The sequence below is a fragment of the Desulfatiferula olefinivorans genome (assembly GCF_054657895.1).
Genome location: NZ_BAAHXV010000032.1, coordinates 1 through 22,657 on the forward strand (window position 1 = coordinate 1; position 22,657 = coordinate 22,657).

Sequence of the window (22,657 nt, forward strand, 5' to 3'; positions counted from 1 at the left end):
GTCGCCGGTCTTTTTTTTCTCACGGAGACACCAAGGCACAGAGAAAACAAGACCCTGCCAAGGGCATGGTCCACGGCCTCAGGCTGTGTCACGCCACGTGCAGGTCCAGGCGATTGCCCTGTGGCCCGCCGCCAAAGGCCTTGACAGAAGCCCCGCTTTCCCCCATGATTCATGGCCGATGCCCTTTGGGGGGGCGTTAAAGGACATGGGCAGCGGCTCACTATATAATGATGACGGCCACGGGTCGTCTTTCCATTCCGCCTTTGATTCGCCGGGCCGGATAGGCAACGCGAACGGGTGCCCATCACCGGAAACAGCCTGGATAAACGGGGAAACGACGCGAGATGAAACAGTTGGTATCGGCATTTGGTCTATTGTGCGGGCTTCTTTTTTTTACCGTTTCGGGGGGGGGGGCCGGAGAGTTGTCCTATCGCTTTCCCGATCTTTACAACCCCAACGCCGTTGGAGGGCGTCTATTTCTTCAGCCTCTGGGGATCCATGACGACCGGGTGAGGGAAGGCGCAGACATCAGCGTGAGTTTCGGCTCCGCCACCGATTACAACGTGTTTTTCATCGAGCGGGACGGCGATCCCGAGCTGACCGTCAACACCAATATCTGGACCCTTTCGGCCTCAACGGGTCTTTCCGTGGGTGAAACGGTTCTGGAACTGGGGGGCGTTTTCCGCGCCCATCAGGACATGCGGGAAACCTGGGGCTCCAATTTCGTCAAGAATTACCACGAGTTCTTTTCCGAGGGTTTCGGCCGGGTGCCCCCCGACGGCCAGTATTACGGCGCCGTCGGCAACAACCACATGCCGGTGATCGGGAAAAGCCGGGAGTGGTTCCTCAATACCCTTCAGCTTTACGCCAAACACCAGCTCTTCCGTGAAACCGACGGCCCCGTGGACATGGCCGTCAAACTGTCCGTCCGCGTGCCGCTTTCGGGAAAATCCTTCGACACCTGGGGCCTGGGGCTGTCCACCGGCCTGTCCAGGCAGATCGCTCCGGGGTTTCGTCTGATCGGATCGGCCGGGTTGGTGTGGCAGGACCTGTCTGAGGAGTCCTTCGATGCCGATAACCTGGACGTGACGGCCTGGGCCGCCGATGTGTTCGGCGGCCTGCTCTGGGATATGGGCAGGTCCGGGGGCTGGTACGCCCAGGCGGGCGTGCGATGGGCCTCCCGTCGGGTGGCCTACGAACGGAACAGCGATTCGGCCGAACCGTCCATCGTCACCCATTTCGGGCCGGTTTACCGGTTTGAAGAAAAACGCGGTCGGGTTCTGGAATGGTTTTTGAGTTGCAGTGAGGACATCCCCGGTCTGGGGCACGGCCTGGAACCCGATGTGGGGTTTTACACGGGCCTTGCCCTGTCGGTGCGTTGATCCGGAGAAAAGACCTTTTGTTTCAGAGCCTGTCCTGATATTCTTTGGCCATGACATCCTCCGCCGCCACAGAATCCAATGCGCCGAAAACCTCCGCCTTTGCGCTGATCAGACCCTATTTCCGTGCCAATGCCACGCTGATTCTTCTGGGCCTTGTCTGTCTGGTGGTGGCCGATGCCCTCCAGCTGTTCATCCCCCGGGTGATCAAATGGGCCGTGGATGACCTGGCCCTGTCTGCGGGCGCCGGTGAACGCCTGTCGAACCATGCCTTAACCATTGTCATGGCGGCCCTGTTGATCGCCGTGTTTCGCTACGGGTGGCGGCGCTTTCTGATCGGAACCTCCCGCAAAATCGAAGAGGGCCTAAGGGACCGTCTTTTTTCCCACATCCAGACCCTTTCTGCCGGGTATTTCGCCCGAACCAGCACCGGCAGCCTCATGGCCCATGCCACCAATGACATCACCAACATCCGCATGGCCACGGGCATGGGGATGGTGGCCCTGATCGACGCGGTGTTTCTGGGGACGGGCACCATCGTGTTCATGGTCTGGATCAACGGCCGGCTGGCGTTGCTTGCCCTGCTTCCCATGCCGCTGATCGTCATCAGCGCCCGGATATTCAGCCGGATCATGCATGCCAGGTACAAGGACGTGCAGGCCACCTTTTCGGAGCTGACCGAAGGGGTCAGGGAGAATCTGGCGGGCATCCGCATCATCAAGGCCTACACACGGGAAGCCCGGAGCCTGGCCCGGGTCGAGGATCTGTCCCGGACCTATGTGAAAAAAAACATCGACCTGATCCGGGTCACCGGCTCCTTTTTTCCCCTGATGCTGATGCTCAGCAATCTCAGTCTGATCATCGTGATTTATCTGGGTGGGCGTCAGACGATTTTCGGAACCATCAGCCCCGGTGACCTGGTGGCCTTTATCAGTTACCTGGGCCTTCTGACCTGGCCCATGATGGCACTGGGCTGGATGACCAACCTGATCCAGCGGGGCCGGGCCTCCCTGGACCGGCTGGCCCTGATTCTCGATGAACGGCCGGACATCGCGGCCGGTGGGGAAGCCCTCTGCCCGGACGGCACGGGCATCCGATTCGAGGATGTGGCATTCTCATACCCCGGCGGCCCCTCGCCGGTACTGACCGGGATCACCCTTTCGGTGGCCCCCGGGCGGGTGTTGGGGGTGGTGGGGCCCCCGGGCAGCGGCAAGACCACCCTGCTTCATCTGATCCCCCGGGTGTTCGATGTGAGCCGGGGACGTCTGGTGATCGGCGGCCAGGATGTCCGGGATCTTTCGCCTTCCGATCTCAGGGCCCGGATTTCCTTTATGCCCCAGGAACCTTTTCTGTTTGAAGGGCGTGTGCGGGACAATATCCTGATCGGCAACACCCCGGCCACGGACATGGCCCTTTCCGAGGCGGTGAGGCGGGCCTTTCTCCACCATGATATCAAACAGTTTCCAAACGGACTGGACACCCTGGTCGGCGAGCGGGGCGTGATCCTTTCCGGTGGCCAGAAACAGCGGGTGGCCCTGGCCCGGACCCTGCTCCACAACCGGCCGATCATGATTTTCGACGACCCCATCAGCCAGGTGGATACCCAGACCGGGGCCGCCGTCATCGATGGTCTCCGCCTTCTTGGAAGGGACACCTGTGTGCTGATCAGCTCCCACCGTTTGTCTGCGGTGCGTCATGCCGATGAGATCATCGTGCTGGACCAGGGGCGGATCGTGGAGCGGGGCACCCACGACCAGCTGATGACCCTCGGCGGGTATTATGCCGGGACCTCGAACCGTCAGGCCATGGAGGAGGGGTGCGATGCGATCTGATCGGGGCCATTTCGACGAAGACGCCCTGGGCCGCGCCCGGGATATGACACTGATTCGCCGCCTTTTACCCTTTGTCCGGCCCTATGGCGGGCTCTTTGTGGTGTCGATTCTGATGCTGGCCGTGATCACCCTGATGGATCTGGCCATTCCCTACGTGACCCGGAACGTCATCGACCGCCATATCGTCCCCGTGGTGTCCCTTGAAGCCGGACAGGCGGACCGGTCCCTGATTGCGGTGGACGCGGAGGACCCGAGGATCCGTCAGCGGATTGCACACTATCCCGACGTGTTTGTGCATACGGCCTCCGGTGTCTTTATCCCCCTTGACCGCATGGATCGTCTGACGCCCGAAGACCGTGCCTTGCTGCGGCATCGCGATCTTGGGGGTGTGACCCGGGCCGCCCTTTTGATTCTTGCCGTCGTATGCGGCCATTTCATCCTGACCTTCATCCAGAAGCTGGTGATGGAATACGCAGGTCAGATGATCATGCACGATCTTCGAATGAGCGTGTTCGGTCATATTCAGAGCCTGTCCCTGTCCTTTTTCAACCGCAACCCCGTGGGGCGCCTCGTCACCCGGGTGACCAACGACATCCAGAACATGCAGGAGATGTTCTCGTCGGTGGTGGTCTTCGTGTTCAAGGATCTGTTCCTGATCGCAGGGATCGCCGCCCTTTTGGTGTCCATGGCCCCCCGTCTGGCCCTGACCGCCTTTACGGTGCTGCCCCTGGTGGTGGTCGCCGCGGCCTTTTTCGCCCGGCACGCCCGGGAGGTGTTCCGGGATCTCCGGCTTAAAGTGGCCCAGATCAACACGCGGTTTTCCGAAACCATCCAGGGCATAAGGGTCATTCAGCTGTTTCGTCATGAACGGGAAAACCATCAGCGATTCCGGGTACTCAATCATGAGAACTACCTGGCCGGGATCCGGCAGCTCCATATTTTCGCCGTGTTCATGCCCGTTATCGAGCTTCTGGGGTCGGTGTCCCTGGCCCTGATCATCTATGACGGGGGCCGGGGCGTTCTCGGAGGCAGCGTCAGCCTGGGCACCCTGGTGGCTTTTATTTCGTACATGAAAATGTTTTTCCGGCCCATCCGGGACATTGCCGACAAGTACAATGTGCTTCAAAACGCCATGTCGTCGGCCGAGCGGATTTTTCAGGTGCTCGACAACACGGAGCTGGAGGAGCCCCGCACCGGGCAGGAGGGGCGGAGGCTCGACGGGATCCGGTACGTTGATTTCGAGAACGTCAGCTTTGGCTACGGTCCGTCCCGCTTAGTGCTTCATGATATTTCCTTCAGCCTGGAGCAGGGAAGGACCCTGGCGGTGGTGGGCCCCACCGGAGCGGGGAAAACCTCGTTGATCCATCTTCTGGTGCGATTTTATGAGCCGGACGCCGGGCGGATCAGTTTCAATTTTGTCGAGGCGGGGGCCTTTTCCCTTTCGTCGATCCGGGATCGGATCGCCCTGGTGACCCAGGACCCCTTTTTGTTTTCAGGCAGCGTGCGGCAGAATATCCTGGGCGACCGGGTCATGCCCGAGGACCGGTTCCGGGAGATTCTCGATGCGGCCCACTGTGCCTCATTTGTGTCCCGGCTTCCCCAGGGCGCCGATACCCTTTTGACCGAAGGCGGGGCCACCCTGTCCAGCGGAGAACGCCAGTTGATTTCCATTGCCCGGGCCATCGCCCGGGACCCGGATCTGATCATTCTCGATGAGGCCACCTCGTACATCGACACCGAATCCGAGGTGAAGATCCAGGCGGCCCTGGGCAACCTGATGCAGGACAGGACCGCCGTGATTATCGCCCACCGAATCTCCACGGCGCGCCATGCCGATCATATTCTGGTGTTGAATCGGGGCAGGGTGGTTGAACGCGGGACTCACGGGCAGTTGATGGCGGTCAAAGGCTTGTACCACCGATTGAACGCTATCGGCGGGTAGAAGAGGGTATGTGCTGCGCCTGCTCCCGGCGAAGCGGGCGCAGCAAAATCAGGTGGAGGCTTTAGAAGGGGATGTCGTCCCGGTCTTTCTTTTTCTTCTTGTCTTTTTTGTCCTTCTTGTTTTTTTTCAGGCTGCTGAAATCCACCACGTCCTCAGAGTAGCCGTCATCGTAAAACATCTCCTCGTCGTCGTCATCGAAGAGGTCGAACGGTCCGTCGGCCAGCATGTCCATGCCGTCGAAAAACACGCTCAGGGATTCGCAGAGCATTTTGACGATTTCGGCAAGCTTTTTTTTCTCATCGAGATCCCGGGTCTGGGACAGCTCATTGAGCGTGTCTGCAATTTGTTTGGATAATCCTTCGATTACATGAACCATGTCATACATGCCCTGTTCCTTTCCTGGCCGGTGGAGGCATGGCGGCGGGGTGTGCCTGCCGTGCCGTTAAGTAAAAAACGATCGACGTCATGTTGCCTATCAGCAACGCTCATTCTTGTAAAGAATCATTTTAACGGCCCGAATCCAGCAGGGCCGCCGCATGATCCCAGTTGGCCAGATGCTCGATGACGGCCCTGACAAAGTCGGCGCGTCTGTTCTGATAATCCAGATAATACGAGTGCTCCCAGACATCGATGGCGAAAAGGGGCGTAAGACCCTGAACCAGGGGCGTATCTGCGTTGGATGTGGCCAGAACGGCCAGCCGGTCCCTGTCCTGGACCAGCCAGATCCAACCGCTGCCGAACACGCCTTGCCCGGCGGCGATGAACTCGGCCTTGAAGTTCTCGAAGCTGCCGAAGTCGTCGGTGATGCGTGTGAGCAGGGCTTCCGGGGGAAGACCGCCGCCTTGGGGTTTCAGGCATTTCCAGAAAAAGTCGTGGTTCCAGGCCTGGGCCGCCTGGTTGAACAGGGGCTGATGTTTGGCTTTGCCGGCAATCTGTTCAAGCAGGGCTTCAGGGGTTTTCGCCGAGAGTCCGTTTTCCCGGATCAGGGCATTGGCCTTTTTGACATAACCGGCATGGTGAATGCCGTAATGAAGGGCCATGGTTTGGGATGAGATATGGGGCTCGAGGGCGGCCTCGTCATAAGGCAGCGGGGCCTGGACAACGATGTCCCGGGTGCTGTCCGCCGAGCACCCGAAAAGGCAAAGGGACATGACGAGGGTAAGGATCCGATAAAGGGGGGGGTGAAAGACAGAGTGTTTCATGGCAGCCTCCTTGAGGGGTGAAATCGTGTGTCGGGGATGATACCGGTCCGGACCGGCGGCACGGGCAACAAAACGGTGCTTTCCACCATAAAGGCAACGGCTGTGAATGTCAATGCGTCCGCGCATCGTCGTCAGGGGCAATCGCATGTGTGTCCTGCATGAGACAGATGTGTCTTGAATGTCCCGGATTGAGTCTTTGGGGGGCGGGGGAAAAATGATGTGGGGTACTCCGGACGAAAAGTATTTGTTGTAACGTTGTTGCAATATTTTTCGTGAGGTTGGGTTGGAGTGGGTGTTCCCGCCCGGAGCCCCACATCGGTGTCGGCTGAAAGGCCATCCAATCGATGAGGAGGTGATGGACCCTTGAACCAACGGATACGCCCGGCTCTGATGGCCGGATGCGTATCGGTTCGTATACCGATGGTGTTGTCTTCCGGTGTGCAAGGACAACCGGAAGGCGGTTTTATACGTCCGGCTCCGACGGGGTGTCAAACAATTTATGAAAAGAGTCGATAAAAAGAGAACGTTGCCCCCTTGATGTTTCAGATGACGATTGATGTGAATGGGTTAAATGGACTCCGTGTTCTTCTGTGGAAACATGTTTATCGCATTGGATCGCTGTTTACGGTGTCAAGCGACGGTTTGAGGGGAGGAGCCTGTCCCGGTCCGTACGGGGGAACGCACCGGGACAGGAGCGGGCGTCTTATCCGGCCCGGCCGTCGTTGCAGGGCTCATCCGTTTCAAACAGCCGCGCACTTTCGGCGGTGGCCGTCGTCGTGCAGGGGGCAAGGGGGACCTGCTCGACGGGCTCGGCGCCGGGACGGGGGCCGGTCACCCGGGACAGGGCGTCAAGCACGGCATTGTAGTCGGGCTCCTGGCCCAGTTCGGGAACCAGCTCCGAATGAATCACCGTTCCGCCGGCATCGAGGACCACCACCTGCCGTGCCGGCAGTCCTTTTAACGGGCCTTCGGCGATCATCACGGCGGTCTTCTCCAAAAAATCCGGGTGACGGAAGGCCGACACGGGGATCACGCCCGTGATGCCTTCGGCTTCGCAGAAACGGGCATGGGCAAAGGGAAGGTCCAGGGACACGCACAGGACCACGGTGTTTTCAAGTTTGGCGACCTCGGTGTTGAACCGCCTGACCGATGCCGCGCAGACCCCGGTGTCGACACTGGGGAAAATGTTCAATACGAGTGCTTTCCCCGTGAATTCGTCCGGGGTGATGTCGGTCATGTCGGTTCGGGTCAGGCAAAAGGGCGCGATGCCGGAGCCGATTGTAGGGAGCGTTCCGGATGTGGCGACGCGTGTTCCGCGGATACTGATCTGATTCATGGGACACCTCCTGTGTCGGGTTGAGGGTTCAGGCGTGACGCACGGTGTTTTTATTTTGTAATACAAAAAGCAAGGACCATGCCGTCGTGGTGAGCCGTATCGCTTTGGGGGACGGCCGCGGCCCCCTTCGGGGACACGGCCTGCGGCATGCCTGTCGGGACGTCTTCGGCTTTTTGCCTCTGTTTCATGCAGGGGCGCAGAGTGCGAATCCGCCGGAAAGGTTTTTGGCCGAAAATCCGTGCTGCATCAGAATCCGGCAGCCGATGTAGGCCCGAACGCCCACGGCGCAGTAAAGGACATAGGTTTTGGAAGGGTCGAGCGTGTCCAGGCGGCTGCGCAGATCGTCCACCGGGATGGTGACGGCGCCGGGCAGGGCCCCCAGCATCCGGATCTCTTCGTCGGTGCGCAGATCCACCAGCACATGGGTGTCCGGGGAAAGGCGGTCCAGGTCTTCGGGATAAACGATGTCCATGTCACCCTTGAGAATGTTGGATGCCGTGAATCCCGCCATGTTCACCGGATCCTTGGCCGAGGAATAGGGCGGGGCGTAGGCCAGTTCCAGCGTTTCCAGATCGTACACGGTCATGTTGCCGGTGACGGCCGTGGCAATGACGTCGATGCGTTTGTCCACCCCTTTCCCGCCCACGATCTGGGCGCCCAGGATGCGGCCGCTGCCCGGAGAGAACAGCAGCTTGACGGTCATGGGTTCCGATCCGGGATAATAGGACGCGTGGGACTCGGACGTGGTGTGGCTCTTCATGAACGGTATGGACAGGGCGCGGAGGCTTTTTTCGTTTTTCCCCGTGGACGCGACGGTCAGGTCGAACACTTTGGCCACGGCGGTTCCCAGCGTCCCCTTGAAGGTACTGCGCCGTCCCGCCACATTGTCGGCGGCGATCCGGCCCTGCTTGTTGGCCGGTCCGGCCAGCGGGGTCATGGTTTCAAGGCCGGTGACCAGGTCCCGGGTTTCGATGGCGTCGCCCACGGCAAAAATGCAGGGGTCGCTGGTCTGCATGGCGTCGTTGACGCGGATGCCGCCCCTGTCTCCCAGGGCCAGTCCGGCCGTTTCGGCCAGCCGGCTTTCCGGCCGCACACCTGTGGCCATCAGCACCATGTCGCAGTCGAGGGTGTCCCCGGTGCTGGTGGAGACAATGATCCGGTCTTCCCGGCAGTCAAAACCCGTAATGCCGCAACGAAGAACGAGGGCCACGTGGTTGGCTTCCAGCCGGCGGTGAACCAGCCGGGCCATGTCGGGGTCAAGCGGGGGCATCACCTGATCGGCCATGTCGATGATGGTGATGTTTATGCCCCGGTGGGCCAGGTTTTCAGCCATTTCAAGGCCAATGAATCCGCCGCCCACCACCAGGGCGCGGGTGGGTTTTTGGCGGTCCACATACGCCTTGATCCGATCCGTGTCCGGAAGGGAGCGCAGGGTGAAGATCCGGGGATCGTCGATGCCGGGCAGGGCGGGTTTCAGCGGTTCGGCTCCCGGAGACAGAATCAGCCGGTCGTATGGGAGGTCATAGGTCATGTCGCGGCGGCGGTCATTCACCCTGACGGTGCGGGAGGCCCGGTCGATGCCCGTGACCTCGGAAAAAGGCCGGATATCGATGCGGTAGCGGAGGCCGAACTCGTCGGCCGTGGTCACCAGCAGGTCGGCCCGGTTTTCGATCACGCCGCCGATATAATAAGGAAGGCCGCAATTGGCGAAGGAAATGTACTCACCCCGTTCGAGAAGGATGATGGTTGCATGCTCGTCGAGTCTTCGGAGCCGGGCTGCGGCGGTGGCGCCGCCAGCCACGCCGCCGGTGATGACAAACGTTCGGTTCATGGGGGTCTCCTTGTTCTGCAAGCGTTCTTGACATCGGTAGCGGACCCGCCGGGACGGCGGGTGTCATGCTGCGTGAAACGGGGGCCAGTGATTGGCTCCATCCAGGGCCAATACCATTTTTTTAATTGAATTCACAGTGAAAATGAAGGATAATGCGGGTCAATTATCTTTCGGCGACCGGGCGGCGGGCCTGAGGCTTCTGCATGCCGCAGGCTCCGAATGACTCCTGCGAAACCTCGTTCTTTCAGGAATCACTCTTGAATACCGGATGCCCGCGACGGTCAGCGACGACTCCGGCATACAACATGCATGCACATGAGGGCTTTGGGGCTGTTCTCAGCGCCGGTCCCTCTTCTGTGACTTTGAACCGAACCGCGACGAACGACGGATGGAAACCGATCATGAAACACGTCACCGTGAAAAAAGGGTACAATCTGAACCTTGCCGGCCCCCCTCTGCCCGATCTTGAAACCCTGCCGACGCCCGGCAGGGTGGCTGTCCTTCCTGAACACATTCCCTTTGTCATTCCCCGGCTCCGGGTTGAGCCCGGGGATCGTGTGAAGATCGGGACGCCCCTGTTCGAAGACAAACGGGATACGCGCCTGGTCTTCGCCTCACCGGGGGCCGGCGTGGTTGAGGATATTCATTACGGCAAACGCCGGGTGATCCGTGAAATCGTGATCCGTCTCGATGCGGACGAACAAACCGAGACGTTCGATACGGTTTCGCCCGATCAGTTAAGCGGCATGGATCTGAGCGATCTGATCGACCGTCTGACGGACGGCGGCGTCTGGCCTTTTCTTCGGGCCCTGCCCTTTCGGGATGTCGCCGATCGCACCCAAACGCCGCCGTCGATCATTGTGGCCCTGTCCGGCAAAGACCGGTTTTCGCCCCTGCCGTCGATCTATCTGGACGGCAGGGAAGACCTTTACGCCTACGGGCTTGACCTGCTCAGGCGTCTGTCCGGCACCGTCCATGTGATGGCGACGGACGGGGAGGACTTGCCGGACTGGGCGGGAAAAACCGTCACCCACACCGTCCGGGGGCCCTATCCCAGTGATGATCCCGGCGTGCTGCTTTACCACATCAAACGGTCTTCCGATGAAAACGGGGCCTGGTACGTCAGCGGCCAGGACCTTTTGCTGATGGCGGCCTTTCTCAAAGACGGCCGTTTCCCCACCCGGCGGATCGTGGCTCTGGGCGGTCCTATGGCCGACAGGCGCAAGCACGTCGAAGCCCGCATCGGGTCGCCCGTCCGGGATCTTGTGCCCGGCCGGGGAGACTCCCTGCGATACGTGGCCGGCGGGGTGCTTCGGGGGTATCGGGTCGACGAGACCTCCTATCTGGGTTTTTTCGAATCCTCCCTCACCGTGCTGGACGAGGGGGCCCGGGAGGAATTTCTGGGCTTTCTCCGGCCGGGGTACCGGCGGGCCAGTTATTCCCGGACCTTTTTGTCGGTGTTCAACGCCTCGCCCCTTGCCATGGACTGCGGCATGCACGGGGAGGAGAGGGCCTGCGTGAACTGCGGGTACTGCGCCGCGGTTTGTCCGGTGGACATCCTGCCCCAGTTCACCTTCAAATGCGCCCGGGCCGGTGAAGTGGAGGAGTCCCTGGCCCACGGGCTGCTGGACTGTGTGGAATGCGGGCTCTGCACCTATGTGTGCCCGAGCAAGATCGATGTGACCGGAAAATTGAAAACCGCCAAAGCCGATTATTACAAGGAACGGGCCTGATTATGAAATGGATCAAATCCCTGTTGGATTCCCAGCAGAAACACTTCGAGCGGGGCGGTAAACTGCATGCGCTGCTGCCGCTTTACGACGCCACCCGGACCTTTTTCTTCATTCCGGGGCACAGCGCCGAAACCCGGCCCCATGTGCGGGACGGTCTGGACCTGAAACGGCTGATGAGTTTCGTGATCATCGCCCTTTTGCCCCATTTCGCTTTCGGCGTCTACAACGCGGGATATTTTTCGAACCTGAATTCCGGGTTTCCCCTGGACCCGGTGTCGGTGATCGTCCGGGGGCTGTGGCTGGTGGTGCCCCTGGTCATCGTGTCCTATGCCGTGGGCCTGTTCTGGGAAGGCCTGTTCGCCATGATCCGCAGACACAGCATCAGTGAAGGCTTCCTGGTCTCCGGTCTTCTCTACCCCCTGATCCTTCCGCCCACCGTACCCCTGTGGCAGGCGGCGGTGGGCATCAGTTTCGGCGTGATCATCGGCAAGGAGATTTTCGGCGGCACCGGCAGAAACCTGGTCAATCCGGCCCTGACCGCGCGGGCCTTCCTGTTTTTCGCCTATCCGGTCTCCATGTCCGGGGACAGCGTCTGGATTGCCGTCAGAGAGGGCGCAGCTCCGGTGGCCGACGCGGTCAGCGGGGCCACGGCCCTGGCCGTTTCCGCCGCCGCTGCCGGTTCGGTGCCGGTCGAAGAGACCCTGGCCGCCGCCGGACTGACCTTCAAGACCCTGTTTTTTGGGCTGCATCCGGGCAGCATCGGCGAGACCTCGGCCTTTCTCTGCCTTCTGGGCGGCCTGTTTCTCTGTTCGGCGGGCATTGCCAATTACCGCATTATTCTGGGCGGGGTTGCCGGTGTTCTCGCCATGGCCTTTTTCGTCAATGCGCTGGCCGGCCCCGACTCACCGCCCGTCTGGTCGATCAATCCCTTTTATCACCTGGTCATGGGGGGGGCGGCGTTCGGATTGACCTACATGGCCACCGACCCGGTGACCGGGCCGGGCATGAACCGGTCCCGGTGGCTCTACGGATTCTGCATCGGCGTGCTGACCGTGGTGATCCGGGTGTTCAACCCGGCCTATCCCGAGGGCGCCATGCTGGCCATTTTGTTCATGAATCTGTTTGCGCCGCTGTTTGATTACGTCGACATCAAATTTACGCTTCGAAAGAGGATTCAACATGTCTGACAGCCTCAAATCCGTCGTGTTCGCCGCCCTGCTCAGTCTGGTCAGCTGCCTGCTGATCACGGCGGCATGCACGGGACTTCAGAAGTTCCAGAAAATCAACGCCGAGGTGGACCGTCAGGTCAACATCATCCGGTCCGTGGGGCTGGTGGAACCGGGCAAAGACTACGCCAAGGAGGACATCGCCCGGCTTTACACGGCCCATATCGTCGATGCCTGGGCGCTTCCCTCCGGCGATCTGTCGCTCGATCCGCCCGCAGACGGGGCCGGGGCGCACCCCCTTTATCTTTACAAGAAAAACGACGCGCTTGCCGCCTATATCCTGCCCCTGGACTCCCGGGGGCTGTGGGGCCGGATTTACGGGTATCTGGCCCTTGAAGGGGACGGGAAGACCATCGAAGGTTTCACCGTGTTCAACCATGCGGAGACCCCCGGCCTGGGCGGTGAGATCGAAAGCGATTGGTTTACCGCGAATTTCAAGGGAAAAACCATTGCCGATGAAAGGGGCCAATTCGTTTCGGTCACCATCGCCAAAGGGACCGCCGCCGACCGGGTGCCGGAAAAGGATCTTGACCATTATGTGGACGGCATCAGCGGCGCCACCCTGACCGGCAATTATCTGAACGAGGGTTTCCGGGAAACCCTGACCCGGTTCGAACCCCTGTCGGAACGGTTCCGGAGCGGAAACGCCCCGGACGTTCGTTTCAAGGAGCCCTGATGAAACTGACGCGTACCAAATCCTACAAAGCCTTCCGCAACGCCCTGTGGGCGGAGAACCCCATCTCCAAACAGATGCTGGGCATCTGCTCGGCCCTGGCCGTGACGGTCCAGCTGAAGACGGCCCTTGTCATGTCCCTGGCCCTGACCCTGGTCGTCTGTTTTTCCAACGTGCTGGTGTCCCTGTTGCGCCGGCAGATTCCGCGCAACATCCGGATCATCGTCGAGCTGGTGATCATCGCCTCCCTGGTGATTCTGGCCGATCAGGTGCTCAAGGCGTTTTTGTACGATATCAGCAAGCAGCTTTCGGTGTTCGTGGGGCTGATCATCACCAACTGCATCGTCATGGGCCGGGCCGAATCCTTCGCCATGGGCAATCCGCCCCATCTGTCCTTTTTCGACGGCCTGGGCAACGGCTGCGGTTACGGCCTGATTCTGATGTCCGTGGCCTTTATCCGTGAACTTTTGGGGTCCGGCAAGCTGTTCGGCGTGCCGGTGGTTCCCGAGGCCTTTTACGCGGCGGGATACGCCAACATGGGCCTTCTGGTCCTGGCCCCCGGCGCCTTTATCGTGATCGGCCTTCTGTACTGGCTTCAGAGCGCCCTGACCCGGGAAAAGAACATCTAACATACCAAGGAAAGACCCATGGACCATCTTTTCAATCTTCTGTTTGTTTCGATCTTTCCCGGCAACATCCTGTTGTCGTATTTTCTGGGGATGTGCTCGTTCGTGGCGGTCTCGAAAAACATGAGCACGGCAGCCGGGCTGGGTATTGCCGTGGTCTTTGTCATGACCATCACCTCGCCGGTCAACTGGCTGGTGTACCACTATTTTCTGGCCCCCGGCGCCCTGGCCTGGGCCGGACTTCCCCATGTGGATCTCAATTTCCTGAAGTTTCTGACCTTTATCGCGGTGATTGCCGCCATGGTCCAGTCCGTTGAAATGATCATCGACCGGTTCTCCCAGGCCCTGTACACGGCCCTGGGGGTATTTCTTCCTCTGATCGCCGTCAACTGCGCCATTCTGGGCGCCTCCCTTTTTCTGGTCGAGCGGGATTACACCCTTACCGAATCGGTGGTTTACGGCTTCGGCTCCGGGGTGGGCTGGCTTCTGGCCATCGTGACCATGGCGGCCCTGAACGTGAAAATGAGATACGCCGATGTGCCCAGGGGTCTTCAGGGGTTCGGTATCACCATGATTGTGAGCGGCCTGTTGGCCATGACCTTTATGCTGTTTTCCGGAATGGCGGTTTAAGGGAGGGGGATATCGTGATCTACGTCATCAGTCTCGTCGTGTTTACCGGCATCATCCTCTTCCTGGTGGGACTGCTGCTGCTGCTCGAATCCATGCTGGTCAAGAAGGGGGACCGGTTCATCACCCTCAACGGGGATGAGGAACACAAACTCAAGGTCTCCGGGACCCCCACGGTGCTGTCCACCCTTCTGGACAACGGCATTCTGCTGCCGTCGGCCTGCGGGGGCGGCGGTTCCTGCGGCATGTGCAAGTGTCGGATCACCGAAGGCGGCGGGGAGGTTCTGCCCACGGAACTGGCCCATCTTTCCCGGAAGGAGAAGCTGGATCAGGTCCGGCTGGCCTGTCAGGTCAAGGTGAAAAACGACATGGCCGTCACCATCCCCGATGAGATTTTCAACATCAAACGCTATCACGGCACCGTGGTGTCCAACGACAACGTGGCCACCTTCATCAAGGAACTGGTCATCGAGCTCGATGCCGGGGAGGAACTGATCTGTGAAGCCGGGTCCTACATCCAGATCGATGTGCCCGAGTACCGGATCGACTTTACGGATTTCGACATTCCCGAGGAATACCGCGACGAATGGGACCGCTACGAATTGTGGAACTACAAGGGCAAGATCGATGAGCCCGTCTTCCGGGCCTATTCCCTGGCCAATCCGCCGTCGGAGAAAACCCGGCTGATGCTGACCGTGCGCATCGACACCCCGATTCCCTTTCGTCCCGACATCCCGCCGGGGCAGGGTTCCACCTACATTTTCAACCTCAAGGCCGGCGACCGGGTGACCATCAGCGGGCCCTACGGGGATTTTTTCGTCAAGAAGACCGAACGGGAAATGTGTTTCGTGGGCGGCGGGGCGGGCATGGCGCCTATGCGCTGTCATATCTTTCACCAGCTCCTGACCCTTGGAACCTCCCGCAAAGCCACGTTCTGGTATGGGGCACGGTCCCGGCGCGAGATGTTTTACGACGAGGAATTCATGTCCCTTTCGGAGACGTTTCCCAATTTCACTTACCATGTGGCCCTGTCGGACCCCAAACCCGCCGACGGGTGGACGGGGCTCACCGGGTTTATTCATCAGGTGCTCCATGACGAGTACCTGTCCGGCCACGAGGATCCCACGGAAATCGAATACTATCTGTGCGGGCCGCCCCTGATGATCGATTCGATTCTGGCCATGCTCGACAGTCTGGGGGTTGAGCCGGACATGATTCATTACGACAAATTCTGACGGTTTCGAAAAACGTCTGATTGTTGCTTGCGAAACCGACAAAGCCAAAGGACATGCACGAGCGATGAAAAAGCACACCCTGTCGCGGCGGAGTTTTCTCAAAAGCGGAGCCCTGATGGCGGGGACGGCCCTCGCCGCCGGTCTTCCGGGACGGGCGGAGGGAGGCGGGCGGCCCGAGCCCCTCGCCACCCTTCACGATCTTCGAAAATGCATCGGCTGCGGCGAATGCGTGGAGGCCTGCCGGGCCGCCAACGAGCACAAATTCCCCGAGCCGGTCAAGCCCTTTCCCGCGATGATGCCAAGAAGGGTCAAGGCCGAGGACTGGTCGGACAACCAAGAAGAACGGGATCGGCTGACGCCCTACAACTGGCTTTTCATCCAGGAGGCCGTGGTCGAAACGGACGAAGGCGATCTGACCCTTTACCTGCCCCGGCGCTGCATGCACTGCGTCAATCCCCCCTGTGCCAAACTCTGCCCCTGGGGCGCGGCCTATCAGACCGAACAGGGCATCGCGATCATCGATTCCGATCTGTGTCTGGGCGGGGCCAAATGCCGCGACGTCTGCCCCTGGGATATCCCCCAGCGCCAGACCGGGGTGGGGCTCTATCTGGACCTTCTGCCCGCCTATGCGGGCAACGGGGTGATGTTCAAGTGCGACCGCTGTGCGGACCGGATCGCGGCGGGGGGCACACCAGCCTGCATCGAGGCCTGCCCCGAAGGGGTGCAGATCATCGGCCCCCGCAGCGACATTCGCAGACAGGCCTATGCCCTGGCGGAGGAGATCGGGGGATACGTTTACGGCGACACCGAAAACGGCGGCACCAACAGCTTCTATGTGTCGCCGGTGCCCTTTGAACAGATCAACGCCGCCATCGAGACGGGCCCGGGAAAGCCGGATCTTTCGATGAAAAAAGACGTGATGGCGACGGGCAATGCTCTGGCCGCAGCCATATTTGCGGCACCCCTGGCGGGCATTGCCGCCGCCGTCGGACGGCTTTACGCCCTGGGGCGGAAAGGGGGAGACGATGAGGTCTGATCGGATGGGGGCCCGGCTTTTCCGGATCATGGTGTTCATGCTTGTGCTGACCGGCTTCGCCCAGATGCCGATCTTCAAACGGTACTACATCGCCGACATTCCCGGTCTGGGTTTTCTGGCGAAGTTTGAGGTGACCCATCTGATGCATTACCTGTTTGCCGCCGTTTTTATCGCCTGGGCCGTTTACCGCCTGACGGCCTGGCTGATCGACACCCGGGTCCGGGTTCTGCCCGGCGTCTGGACCGTCGTCCGGGCGCTGTTACCGGCAGGGATCATTCTGACCGGACTGTTTCAGGTCATCCGGAATTTTACCGGAATCCATTTCGCACAGGGCACGATCATTGCATTTGATTTTCTCCATCTGGGAATGTGCCTGGCCTTTCTGTCCGCTCTGCCGATGATGCGGACGGACAAACGATGACAGGCCCGGTGATTGCTTTCCCGAAACGGGATCAGGCGTGCCTCAAGGGCTGCGCTGCCGACGATGAAGCCGGCTCGGCACGTCAAGACACAAGGAGAGATCTATGCGTGAAGTAGTGATTGCGCTGGCGGTGGTGGCGATCTGGTTTCTGCTCCAGGCCGTGGTGCTGCCCAGGATGGGGATCAGCACCTGAATGAAAGATGCCTGTCAGGTGACGGACACAAAAAAAGAAACGCCCCCGCCCAAAGCTCCCGAAGACGACCGTTAGATCGGGACGTCGTCGGTTTACAAAAAAAACGGCAGGCCTCTGACGGCCCTGCCGTTTTTTTTGTGCGGATCAGATGCCCGATGCCATCAGGGCCACCAGATCGGAGATCATCGCGATGTCGACGGTGTAGCCATCGACGATGACTGTGCCGGATACGGCATAGGCGCCGGGGCTGGTGGGATTGTTGCTCATGATGTCAAAGCCGCATTTCACGTCCTGGAATTCGATGTCGGTCCCGTTGCCGTCGGCCAGAACCAGTGTTTCCGGGGTGTTGATGCACAGGGTGATGGTGCTGAATTTCATGCCGGCCAGGTCCACGCCGGCGGTGATGTCCATCACGCCCGAGGCGATGGTGGGGGCGGCTTTCTTTTCGCCGCCGGGCTTGGCCGGATCAACGGGGATGTCCACCACGGCATCGTTGAAGGTCAGGCGGAAGGTCAGGCCCATGATCCCGCCGCTCATACAGGGCGCCACGGCCACGGTGGTGCCGTTGTGCTCGCCCAGGGTGATGAAATCGCTTTTAAGAAATGATGAAAGCAGGGACTGCATGTCGATGCCGCTGCCCATGGAGGAGCGGAACGAGGTCAGGGCCACGTTCATCATGTCGGTCCCGATGGCCGACAGGTCGGCCGGGGCTTCGAGGTCTGCGGGAATCTGCGGGGTCGATCCCATGGAATACGCCGAAGAGACAAGGCTTGCCAGTAAAAACACGGTCAGGGTTGTTCGTCTGAGTAACGTCATGGTACCTCCTGATTTTGAATTGAAAAATAAACGGGTTTCAAACGGGTTACAAACATTCTCGATCGGGGTTCGTTTAAACGAAACATGTTATGCGAAAAGTTCACCACGTATACAATTCGTTACCTTTGGCGTCAATATAAAAATTCCCTCATAGGGATATTATTTTACAATAGTCTGATTATGTTGGCTTTTTTGTTACGATCGTTTGATTGATCGATCTAAGACGGTTCTTCGATTTTGCAGACGCCGCAGCGGGTGCACGAGGTGATGGGGCAGGGGGGGGAGGTCCGGCCGGTGAGGGCCCGGTCGTATTCGGTGCGCAGAAAGGATTTGTCGATGCCGTGGTCGATGAAATCCCAGGGGAAAAGCTCGTCTTTTCCGCGTTCACGGTGAATGTACCGTGCCACGGGAAAGCCGGTTTCCTTGAGGGTGCGGGCCCAGTTGCCCCGGTTTTCGTGGACGGAAAGCAGGAGCTCGCCCACGCGGCGGTCGCCCCGGGACAACAGGGCCTGGATGACGGCGCCCCGGGGGCTGTCGGCGTTGACCGTCAGGTTGGGAATGCGGTTGAGGCCTTTTTTCAGGGCCTCGATTTTCTTTTTGAGCACGGGCACGGTGTCCATGGCGGCCCACTGAAAGGGGGTGAAGGCCTTGGGAACGAAGCTGCTCACCGCGATGGTGATGCGTCCCATGTGCCCCTGCTCGCGGCTTTCCTCCAGAAAAACCGCCTTGATTTTTTTGCACAGCCCAAGGGTTTCGTCCATGTCCTCCGGCGTTTCGCCGGGCAGTCCGATCATGAAATAGGCTTTGAGATTGGGAATTCCGGCCCGGATCAGATCCCGGGTGGCCGAAAGGATCTGCGCTTCGGTGATCCCTTTGTTGATGACCCGGCGCAGGCGTTCAGAGCCGCCGTCCGGGGCGATGGTGGCGGTTTTCGTGCCGCTCTGGGCCAGGACCCGGAGGTGATCTGCGGTAACGGCGTCGGCCCGCAGGGAGGAGTAGGAAAACCGGATCGATGCGAATTCCGGTCTGCCGCAGAGGAGGCCGATGTCCTTGTAATCCGAGATGGCCGTGCCAACGAGGCCGATGCGGTCGGTGACGGCGGCGGCCTTCAAAAATTCCCGCCTGAGACACTCGGGTGAACGGAATCGGGGCGGGCGGTAGATGTAGCCCGCACTGCAAAAGCGGCAGCCGTGGGTGCAGCCCCTGCTTACCTCCGTGAGAAACGACGCGTCGAAAGCCGAGGCCGGGGAGATGATGGTGGTGGATGAGGGGATCTCGGACAGATCCCTCAGATACATCCGCCTGACCCTTGGGGGCACATGATCGCGGTTGGGTAAAAACGATGAAAGCGTGCCGTCTTCATGAAAGGCGGCGTCGTAGAATGCGGGGACATAGGCACCGGGAACGTCCGCGGCCAGACGGGACAGAAGGGCCTGTTTGTCCAAATGACGGCCGAGAAGATCGGCCAGGGGTGAAAAAAGAGCCTCGCCCTCGCCGATCAGAAAACAATCGATGACGGGGGCGAGGGGCTCCGGATTGAGCAGGCAGGCAACCCCCCCTGCGATCAGAAGGGGGTGGGAGTCCCCTCTGGCGTTCGATCGCAGGGGAAGGCCCGCAAGCTCGATGAGACTGAGGACATGGAGATAATCGTTTTCAAAGGAGATGGAAAACGCGATCACCTCAAAGTCCGAAAGGGGGCGTCCGGATTCCACGCTGAGAATTCGAGGCCTCTTTCCCGGCGCGTGTTTGTCGGGCTCGGGGACAAACACGCGCTCGCAGACCAGCCCATCGACATCGTTCAAGAGGCGGTAGACGCTTTGAAATCCCAGGTTGGCCATACCGGCGGCATAGCTGTTCGGATAGACCAGGGCGATAGAAACCCGGTCGGTCCAGCTTTTCCGGATGGTCCCGATTTCGGAGGCCGGCGGCGCTGCGCCTGTTGGTTGACTCATACGTGTCCCACTCGGACGTCTGGACGCCGGGGCGGCTCAGTCAGGCCGCCCCGGGCGTGTCAGTCCGCTTTTTTGCGTAAGAACGTCGGGATCTCCAGGTCATCCTCGTGCAGGATGATGCCTTTGATGCCCCGGTGGGTGGTGTTTCCCGACTCCCCCACGGCGACGTTTCTCCGGATGTATGCGGGCTCGTCCATGGCTCCCGCGTTGATGTCGGCCATGGTCACATCCCGCAGCACCCCGCGCATGGCCCGGTCGTTCATGCTGTGGATGGAACCGGCCTTGTGCTTTTCACCGATACCGGTGGCGATGACGGTGACGCGCATTTCATCCCCGATGGTGTCGTCGATGGCCTGACCCCAGATGATCTCGGCGTCCTCGCCCACTTCCTGGTAGATCAGATCAGAGGCCTCGGTCATTTCTTCCAGGGTCAGGTCGCTGCCGCTTGTGATGTTCATCAAAACACCCTTGGCGCCGGAAATGGAGATGTCTTCGAGCAGGGGATGGGAAATGGCTTTTTCGGCCGCTTCCTTGGCCCGGTTTTCACCGGTGGCGATGCCGATCCCCATGATGGCCATACCGGCCTTGGACATGGTGGTGCGCACGTCGGCGAAGTCCAGGTTGACGAGACCGGGCAGCATGATCAGGTCGGTGATGCCCTTGACCGAATGGTGAAGGATCTCATCGGCCTTGCGGAACATGTCGATCATGGTGGCTTTTTTCTGAGCCAGGCTGCGGAGCCGGTCGTTGGGGATGGTGATCACCGTGTCGGTCTGGGCCCTCAAGGCGCTGAGGCCCTGTTCGGCCTGGGCCATGCGTTTTTTGCCTTCGAACGAGAAGGGTTTGGAAACCACGGCCACGGTCAGAATGCCCATTTCCTTGCAGATTTCAGCGACCACGGGAGCCGCGCCGGTACCGGTGCCGCCGCCTAAGCCCGCGGTGATAAACACCATGTGGCTGCCTTCGAGGGCTTCCTTGATGCTCTGGATATTTTCAATGGCCGCCTCTTTGCCCACCGCGGGATTGGCGCCGGCACCCAGCCCTTCGGTGATCTTGCAGCCCAGCTGGATTTTGGTTTCGGCCTTGGAATTTTCAAGGGCCTGGGCATCGGTGTTGGCCGCGATGAATTTCACACCGGCCAGTTTGGCTTCGATCATGTTGTTGATGGCGTTTCCGCCGGCGCCGCCGACCCCGATAACCTTGATTTTTGCTGATTTTTCAGCTTCAACGAACGAAAAACTCATTTTCCCACCTCCGAAGTAAAGGGTTGAATGAACACCGGACGATCACCGGTGTTACTGAACCATGCCGCCCAACGCCTTGGACGGCATTGAATTGGGTGTCTGATGCCGCTTTTTACGGTATCAGATCACATCGCTGAACCATTTTTTCATCCGCTTGATCACGCGGTTGAATATATTCTCGTCCCGGATCCGGAACTTGTTCTCAATCTGGTTTTTGGCGCCGTAAATCACCAGACCCACGCCGGTGGCGTACATGGGGTTGTTGACCACGTCCACCAACCCGCCGATGTTCTGGGGCTTGCCCAGACGGGTGGGCAGGTTGAACACGGATTCGGCCACATCGGTCAGGCCGTGGAGGAGCGACGAGCCCCCGGTGACCACCACGCCTGCGTTGATGGAGTTTTCAAGGCCGATCTTGAAAATTTCCCGTTTGGTCAGGGTGAAGATCTCCTCCACCCGTGGTTCGAGAATCTCGCCGAGGACCTGGCGGGGCAGGGTCCGGGGCTCCCGGCCGCCCATGCCGGGAATCTCGATGGTTTCATTGGCCGAAATCCCTTCGGACAGGCAGGACCCGTACTTGATCTTGATTTTTTCGGCATCGAGTTTGGTGGCACGGAGACCCACGGACACGTCGTTGGTCAGCTGGTGGCCCCCGATGCCCAGCACGAAGGTGTGCCGGATGTTGTTGCCCGCAAAGATCGCCAGGTCCGTCGTGCCGCCGCCGATGTCGATCAGGGCCGTGCCCAGCTCCTTTTCCTCGGCCGTGAGGACGGCCTCGCCGCTGGCCAGGGATTCGAGCACCACGTCGGCCACGTCCAGGCCCGCACGGTTGGCGCATTTGATGATGTTGTGGGCCGAGGCCACGGCGCCGGTGACGATGTGAATGTTGGCTTCGAGGCGAACTCCGGCCATGCCCACGGGGTTCTGGATTCCGCGCTGGTCATCCACGATGAATTCCTGGGGCAGCACATGGATCACTTCCCGGTCCATGGGGATGGCCACGGCGCGTGCCGCCTCGATGACCCGGTCCACATCGGCCTGGGTCACTTCCCGGCCCTTGATGGCGATGATACCGTGACTGTTGAATCCGGTGATATGCCCCCCGGCAATGCCCGCATAGACCGTGGAAATCTCGCACCCGGCCATGAGTTCGGCCTCTTCGATGGCTTTCTTGATCGAGTCCACGGTGGATTCGATGTCGATGACCACGCCTTTTTTCATGCCGATGGACGGATGGGTCCCCGTTCCGATGATGTTGATCTTGCCGCCGGACCGCTCGCCCACCACCGCGCATATTTTCGTGGTGCCGATATCAAGACCGACGATGATGTCTTCCTGGGGCTGCATAAAACC

Annotated in this window: 19 protein-coding genes; 11 read left to right on the forward strand and 8 right to left on the reverse strand. The window is 60.1% G+C overall.

Annotated features, from left to right (window positions below):
• The first annotated feature begins 344 nt into the window (after positions 1 to 344).
• The 3 genes from ACYQ11_RS17540 to ACYQ11_RS17550 are packed head-to-tail and all read left to right on the forward strand — an operon-like array spanning position 345 to position 5,153.
• Positions 345 to 1,382: a hypothetical protein gene (locus ACYQ11_RS17540; protein WP_459925112.1), complete on the forward strand. Its 1,038-nt coding sequence runs from the start codon at positions 345 to 347 to the stop codon at positions 1,380 to 1,382.
• Between the two features lie 50 nt (positions 1,383 to 1,432).
• Positions 1,433 to 3,211 carry an ABC transporter ATP-binding protein gene (locus ACYQ11_RS17545; protein WP_459925113.1) on the forward strand — a complete coding sequence of 593 codons (1,779 nt, stop codon included), beginning with the start codon at positions 1,433 to 1,435 and terminating at the stop codon, positions 3,209 to 3,211.
• Positions 3,201 to 5,153: an ABC transporter ATP-binding protein gene (locus ACYQ11_RS17550; RefSeq protein WP_459925114.1), complete on the forward strand. Its 1,953-nt coding sequence runs from the start codon at positions 3,201 to 3,203 to the stop codon at positions 5,151 to 5,153. The genes ACYQ11_RS17545 and ACYQ11_RS17550 overlap by 11 nt, the downstream gene beginning before the upstream one ends.
• Before the next feature lie 61 nt (positions 5,154 to 5,214).
• Here the strand turns inward: ACYQ11_RS17550 and ACYQ11_RS17555 are convergent, their stop codons facing one another.
• From ACYQ11_RS17555 to ACYQ11_RS17570, 4 genes are all read right to left on the reverse strand, one after another.
• A complete protein-coding gene (locus tag ACYQ11_RS17555) occupies positions 5,215 to 5,538 on the reverse strand; it encodes a hypothetical protein (RefSeq protein WP_459925115.1) in 324 nt (107 codons plus the stop codon).
• A gap of 121 nt (positions 5,539 to 5,659) precedes the next feature.
• Positions 5,660 to 6,355, reverse strand: coding sequence for a superoxide dismutase (locus ACYQ11_RS17560; protein ID WP_459925116.1), 696 nt, complete (start codon positions 6,353 to 6,355; stop codon positions 5,660 to 5,662).
• Between the two features lie 703 nt (positions 6,356 to 7,058).
• Complete coding sequence (tpx, locus tag ACYQ11_RS17565) at positions 7,059 to 7,691, reverse strand: thiol peroxidase (protein WP_459925117.1); 633 nt, start codon at positions 7,689 to 7,691, stop codon at positions 7,059 to 7,061.
• A 184-nt stretch (positions 7,692 to 7,875) separates the two neighbouring features.
• A complete protein-coding gene (locus tag ACYQ11_RS17570) occupies positions 7,876 to 9,522 on the reverse strand; it encodes an FAD-dependent oxidoreductase (protein ID WP_459925118.1) in 1,647 nt (548 codons plus the stop codon).
• Positions 9,523 to 9,923: 401 nt separating this feature from the next.
• Here ACYQ11_RS17570 and ACYQ11_RS17575 point away from each other — a divergent pair, with 401 nt between their 5' ends.
• The 8 genes from ACYQ11_RS17575 to ACYQ11_RS17610 all read left to right on the forward strand — a co-directional run bounded on the left by ACYQ11_RS17575 (position 9,924) and on the right by ACYQ11_RS17610 (position 17,099).
• The gene (locus ACYQ11_RS17575; protein WP_459925119.1) at positions 9,924 to 11,255 is read left to right on the forward strand and encodes a 4Fe-4S dicluster domain-containing protein; all 1,332 of its coding nucleotides are present in this window, start codon (positions 9,924 to 9,926) and stop codon (positions 11,253 to 11,255) included.
• A gap of 2 nt (positions 11,256 to 11,257) precedes the next feature.
• Positions 11,258 to 12,442, forward strand: a complete 1,185-nt coding sequence (gene nqrB / locus ACYQ11_RS17580) for an NADH:ubiquinone reductase (Na(+)-transporting) subunit B (protein ID WP_459925120.1) — start codon at positions 11,258 to 11,260, stop codon at positions 12,440 to 12,442.
• Positions 12,435 to 13,157: an FMN-binding protein gene (locus tag ACYQ11_RS17585; RefSeq protein WP_459925121.1), complete on the forward strand. Its 723-nt coding sequence runs from the start codon at positions 12,435 to 12,437 to the stop codon at positions 13,155 to 13,157. Before nqrB ends, ACYQ11_RS17585 begins: the two co-directional genes overlap by 8 nt.
• Positions 13,157 to 13,783, forward strand: coding sequence for an NADH:ubiquinone reductase (Na(+)-transporting) subunit D (locus ACYQ11_RS17590; protein WP_459925122.1), 627 nt, complete (start codon positions 13,157 to 13,159; stop codon positions 13,781 to 13,783). Before ACYQ11_RS17585 ends, ACYQ11_RS17590 begins: the two co-directional genes overlap by 1 nt.
• Before the next feature lie 18 nt (positions 13,784 to 13,801).
• Positions 13,802 to 14,410: an NADH:ubiquinone reductase (Na(+)-transporting) subunit E gene (gene nqrE, locus ACYQ11_RS17595; RefSeq protein ID WP_459925123.1), complete on the forward strand. Its 609-nt coding sequence runs from the start codon at positions 13,802 to 13,804 to the stop codon at positions 14,408 to 14,410.
• 14 nt (positions 14,411 to 14,424) lie between these two features.
• Positions 14,425 to 15,642: an NADH:ubiquinone reductase (Na(+)-transporting) subunit F gene (gene nqrF, locus ACYQ11_RS17600; RefSeq protein ID WP_459925124.1), complete on the forward strand. Its 1,218-nt coding sequence runs from the start codon at positions 14,425 to 14,427 to the stop codon at positions 15,640 to 15,642.
• Between the two features lie 64 nt (positions 15,643 to 15,706).
• The gene (locus tag ACYQ11_RS17605; RefSeq protein ID WP_459925125.1) at positions 15,707 to 16,678 is read left to right on the forward strand and encodes a 4Fe-4S dicluster domain-containing protein; all 972 of its coding nucleotides are present in this window, start codon (positions 15,707 to 15,709) and stop codon (positions 16,676 to 16,678) included.
• Entirely contained in the window at positions 16,668 to 17,099 is a 432-nt protein-coding gene (locus ACYQ11_RS17610) for a hypothetical protein (protein WP_459925126.1), read from the forward strand. The genes ACYQ11_RS17605 and ACYQ11_RS17610 overlap by 11 nt, the downstream gene beginning before the upstream one ends.
• Positions 17,100 to 17,436: 337 nt before the next feature.
• Here the strand turns inward: ACYQ11_RS17610 and ACYQ11_RS17615 are convergent, their stop codons facing one another.
• The 4 genes from ACYQ11_RS17615 to ftsA all read right to left on the reverse strand — a co-directional run bounded on the left by ACYQ11_RS17615 (position 17,437) and on the right by ftsA (position 22,651).
• Entirely contained in the window at positions 17,437 to 18,108 is a 672-nt protein-coding gene (locus tag ACYQ11_RS17615) for a hypothetical protein (protein WP_459925127.1), read from the reverse strand.
• A 218-nt stretch (positions 18,109 to 18,326) separates the two neighbouring features.
• Complete coding sequence (locus ACYQ11_RS17620; protein ID WP_459925128.1) at positions 18,327 to 20,060, reverse strand: radical SAM protein; 1,734 nt, start codon at positions 20,058 to 20,060, stop codon at positions 18,327 to 18,329.
• 59 nt (positions 20,061 to 20,119) lie between these two features.
• The gene (ftsZ, locus tag ACYQ11_RS17625; protein ID WP_459925129.1) at positions 20,120 to 21,304 is read right to left on the reverse strand and encodes a cell division protein FtsZ; all 1,185 of its coding nucleotides are present in this window, start codon (positions 21,302 to 21,304) and stop codon (positions 20,120 to 20,122) included.
• A gap of 120 nt (positions 21,305 to 21,424) precedes the next feature.
• A complete protein-coding gene (gene ftsA / locus ACYQ11_RS17630; RefSeq protein ID WP_459925130.1) occupies positions 21,425 to 22,651 on the reverse strand; it encodes a cell division protein FtsA in 1,227 nt (408 codons plus the stop codon).
• Between the last annotated feature and the right edge of the window lie 6 nt (positions 22,652 to 22,657).

Bases quoted from the DNA above. Each gene is read 5' to 3' on its own strand.
- ACYQ11_RS17620 (WP_459925128.1), bottom strand. From the start codon at position 20,060: ATGAGTCAACCAACAGGCGCAGCGCCGCCGGCCTCCGAAATCGGGACC.
- ftsZ (WP_459925129.1), bottom strand. From the start codon at position 21,304: ATGAGTTTTTCGTTCGTTGAAGCTGAAAAATCAGCAAAAATCAAGGTT.
- ftsA (WP_459925130.1), bottom strand. From the start codon at position 22,651: ATGCAGCCCCAGGAAGACATCATCGTCGGTCTTGATATCGGCACCACG.
- ACYQ11_RS17610 (WP_459925126.1), top strand. From the start codon at position 16,668: ATGAGGTCTGATCGGATGGGGGCCCGGCTTTTCCGGATCATGGTGTTC.
- ACYQ11_RS17585 (WP_459925121.1), top strand. From the start codon at position 12,435: ATGTCTGACAGCCTCAAATCCGTCGTGTTCGCCGCCCTGCTCAGTCTG.
- ACYQ11_RS17590 (WP_459925122.1), top strand. From the start codon at position 13,157: ATGAAACTGACGCGTACCAAATCCTACAAAGCCTTCCGCAACGCCCTG.
- ACYQ11_RS17615 (WP_459925127.1), bottom strand. From the start codon at position 18,108: ATGACGTTACTCAGACGAACAACCCTGACCGTGTTTTTACTGGCAAGC.
- ACYQ11_RS17605 (WP_459925125.1), top strand. From the start codon at position 15,707: ATGAAAAAGCACACCCTGTCGCGGCGGAGTTTTCTCAAAAGCGGAGCC.
- ACYQ11_RS17570 (WP_459925118.1), bottom strand. From the start codon at position 9,522: ATGAACCGAACGTTTGTCATCACCGGCGGCGTGGCTGGCGGCGCCACC.
- ACYQ11_RS17550 (WP_459925114.1), top strand. From the start codon at position 3,201: ATGCGATCTGATCGGGGCCATTTCGACGAAGACGCCCTGGGCCGCGCC.
- nqrB (WP_459925120.1), top strand. From the start codon at position 11,258: ATGAAATGGATCAAATCCCTGTTGGATTCCCAGCAGAAACACTTCGAG.
- ACYQ11_RS17555 (WP_459925115.1), bottom strand. From the start codon at position 5,538: ATGTATGACATGGTTCATGTAATCGAAGGATTATCCAAACAAATTGCA.
- ACYQ11_RS17540 (WP_459925112.1), top strand. From the start codon at position 345: ATGAAACAGTTGGTATCGGCATTTGGTCTATTGTGCGGGCTTCTTTTT.
- ACYQ11_RS17575 (WP_459925119.1), top strand. From the start codon at position 9,924: ATGAAACACGTCACCGTGAAAAAAGGGTACAATCTGAACCTTGCCGGC.
- ACYQ11_RS17545 (WP_459925113.1), top strand. From the start codon at position 1,433: ATGACATCCTCCGCCGCCACAGAATCCAATGCGCCGAAAACCTCCGCC.
- ACYQ11_RS17560 (WP_459925116.1), bottom strand. From the start codon at position 6,355: ATGAAACACTCTGTCTTTCACCCCCCCCTTTATCGGATCCTTACCCTC.
- nqrE (WP_459925123.1), top strand. From the start codon at position 13,802: ATGGACCATCTTTTCAATCTTCTGTTTGTTTCGATCTTTCCCGGCAAC.
- tpx (WP_459925117.1), bottom strand. From the start codon at position 7,691: ATGAATCAGATCAGTATCCGCGGAACACGCGTCGCCACATCCGGAACG.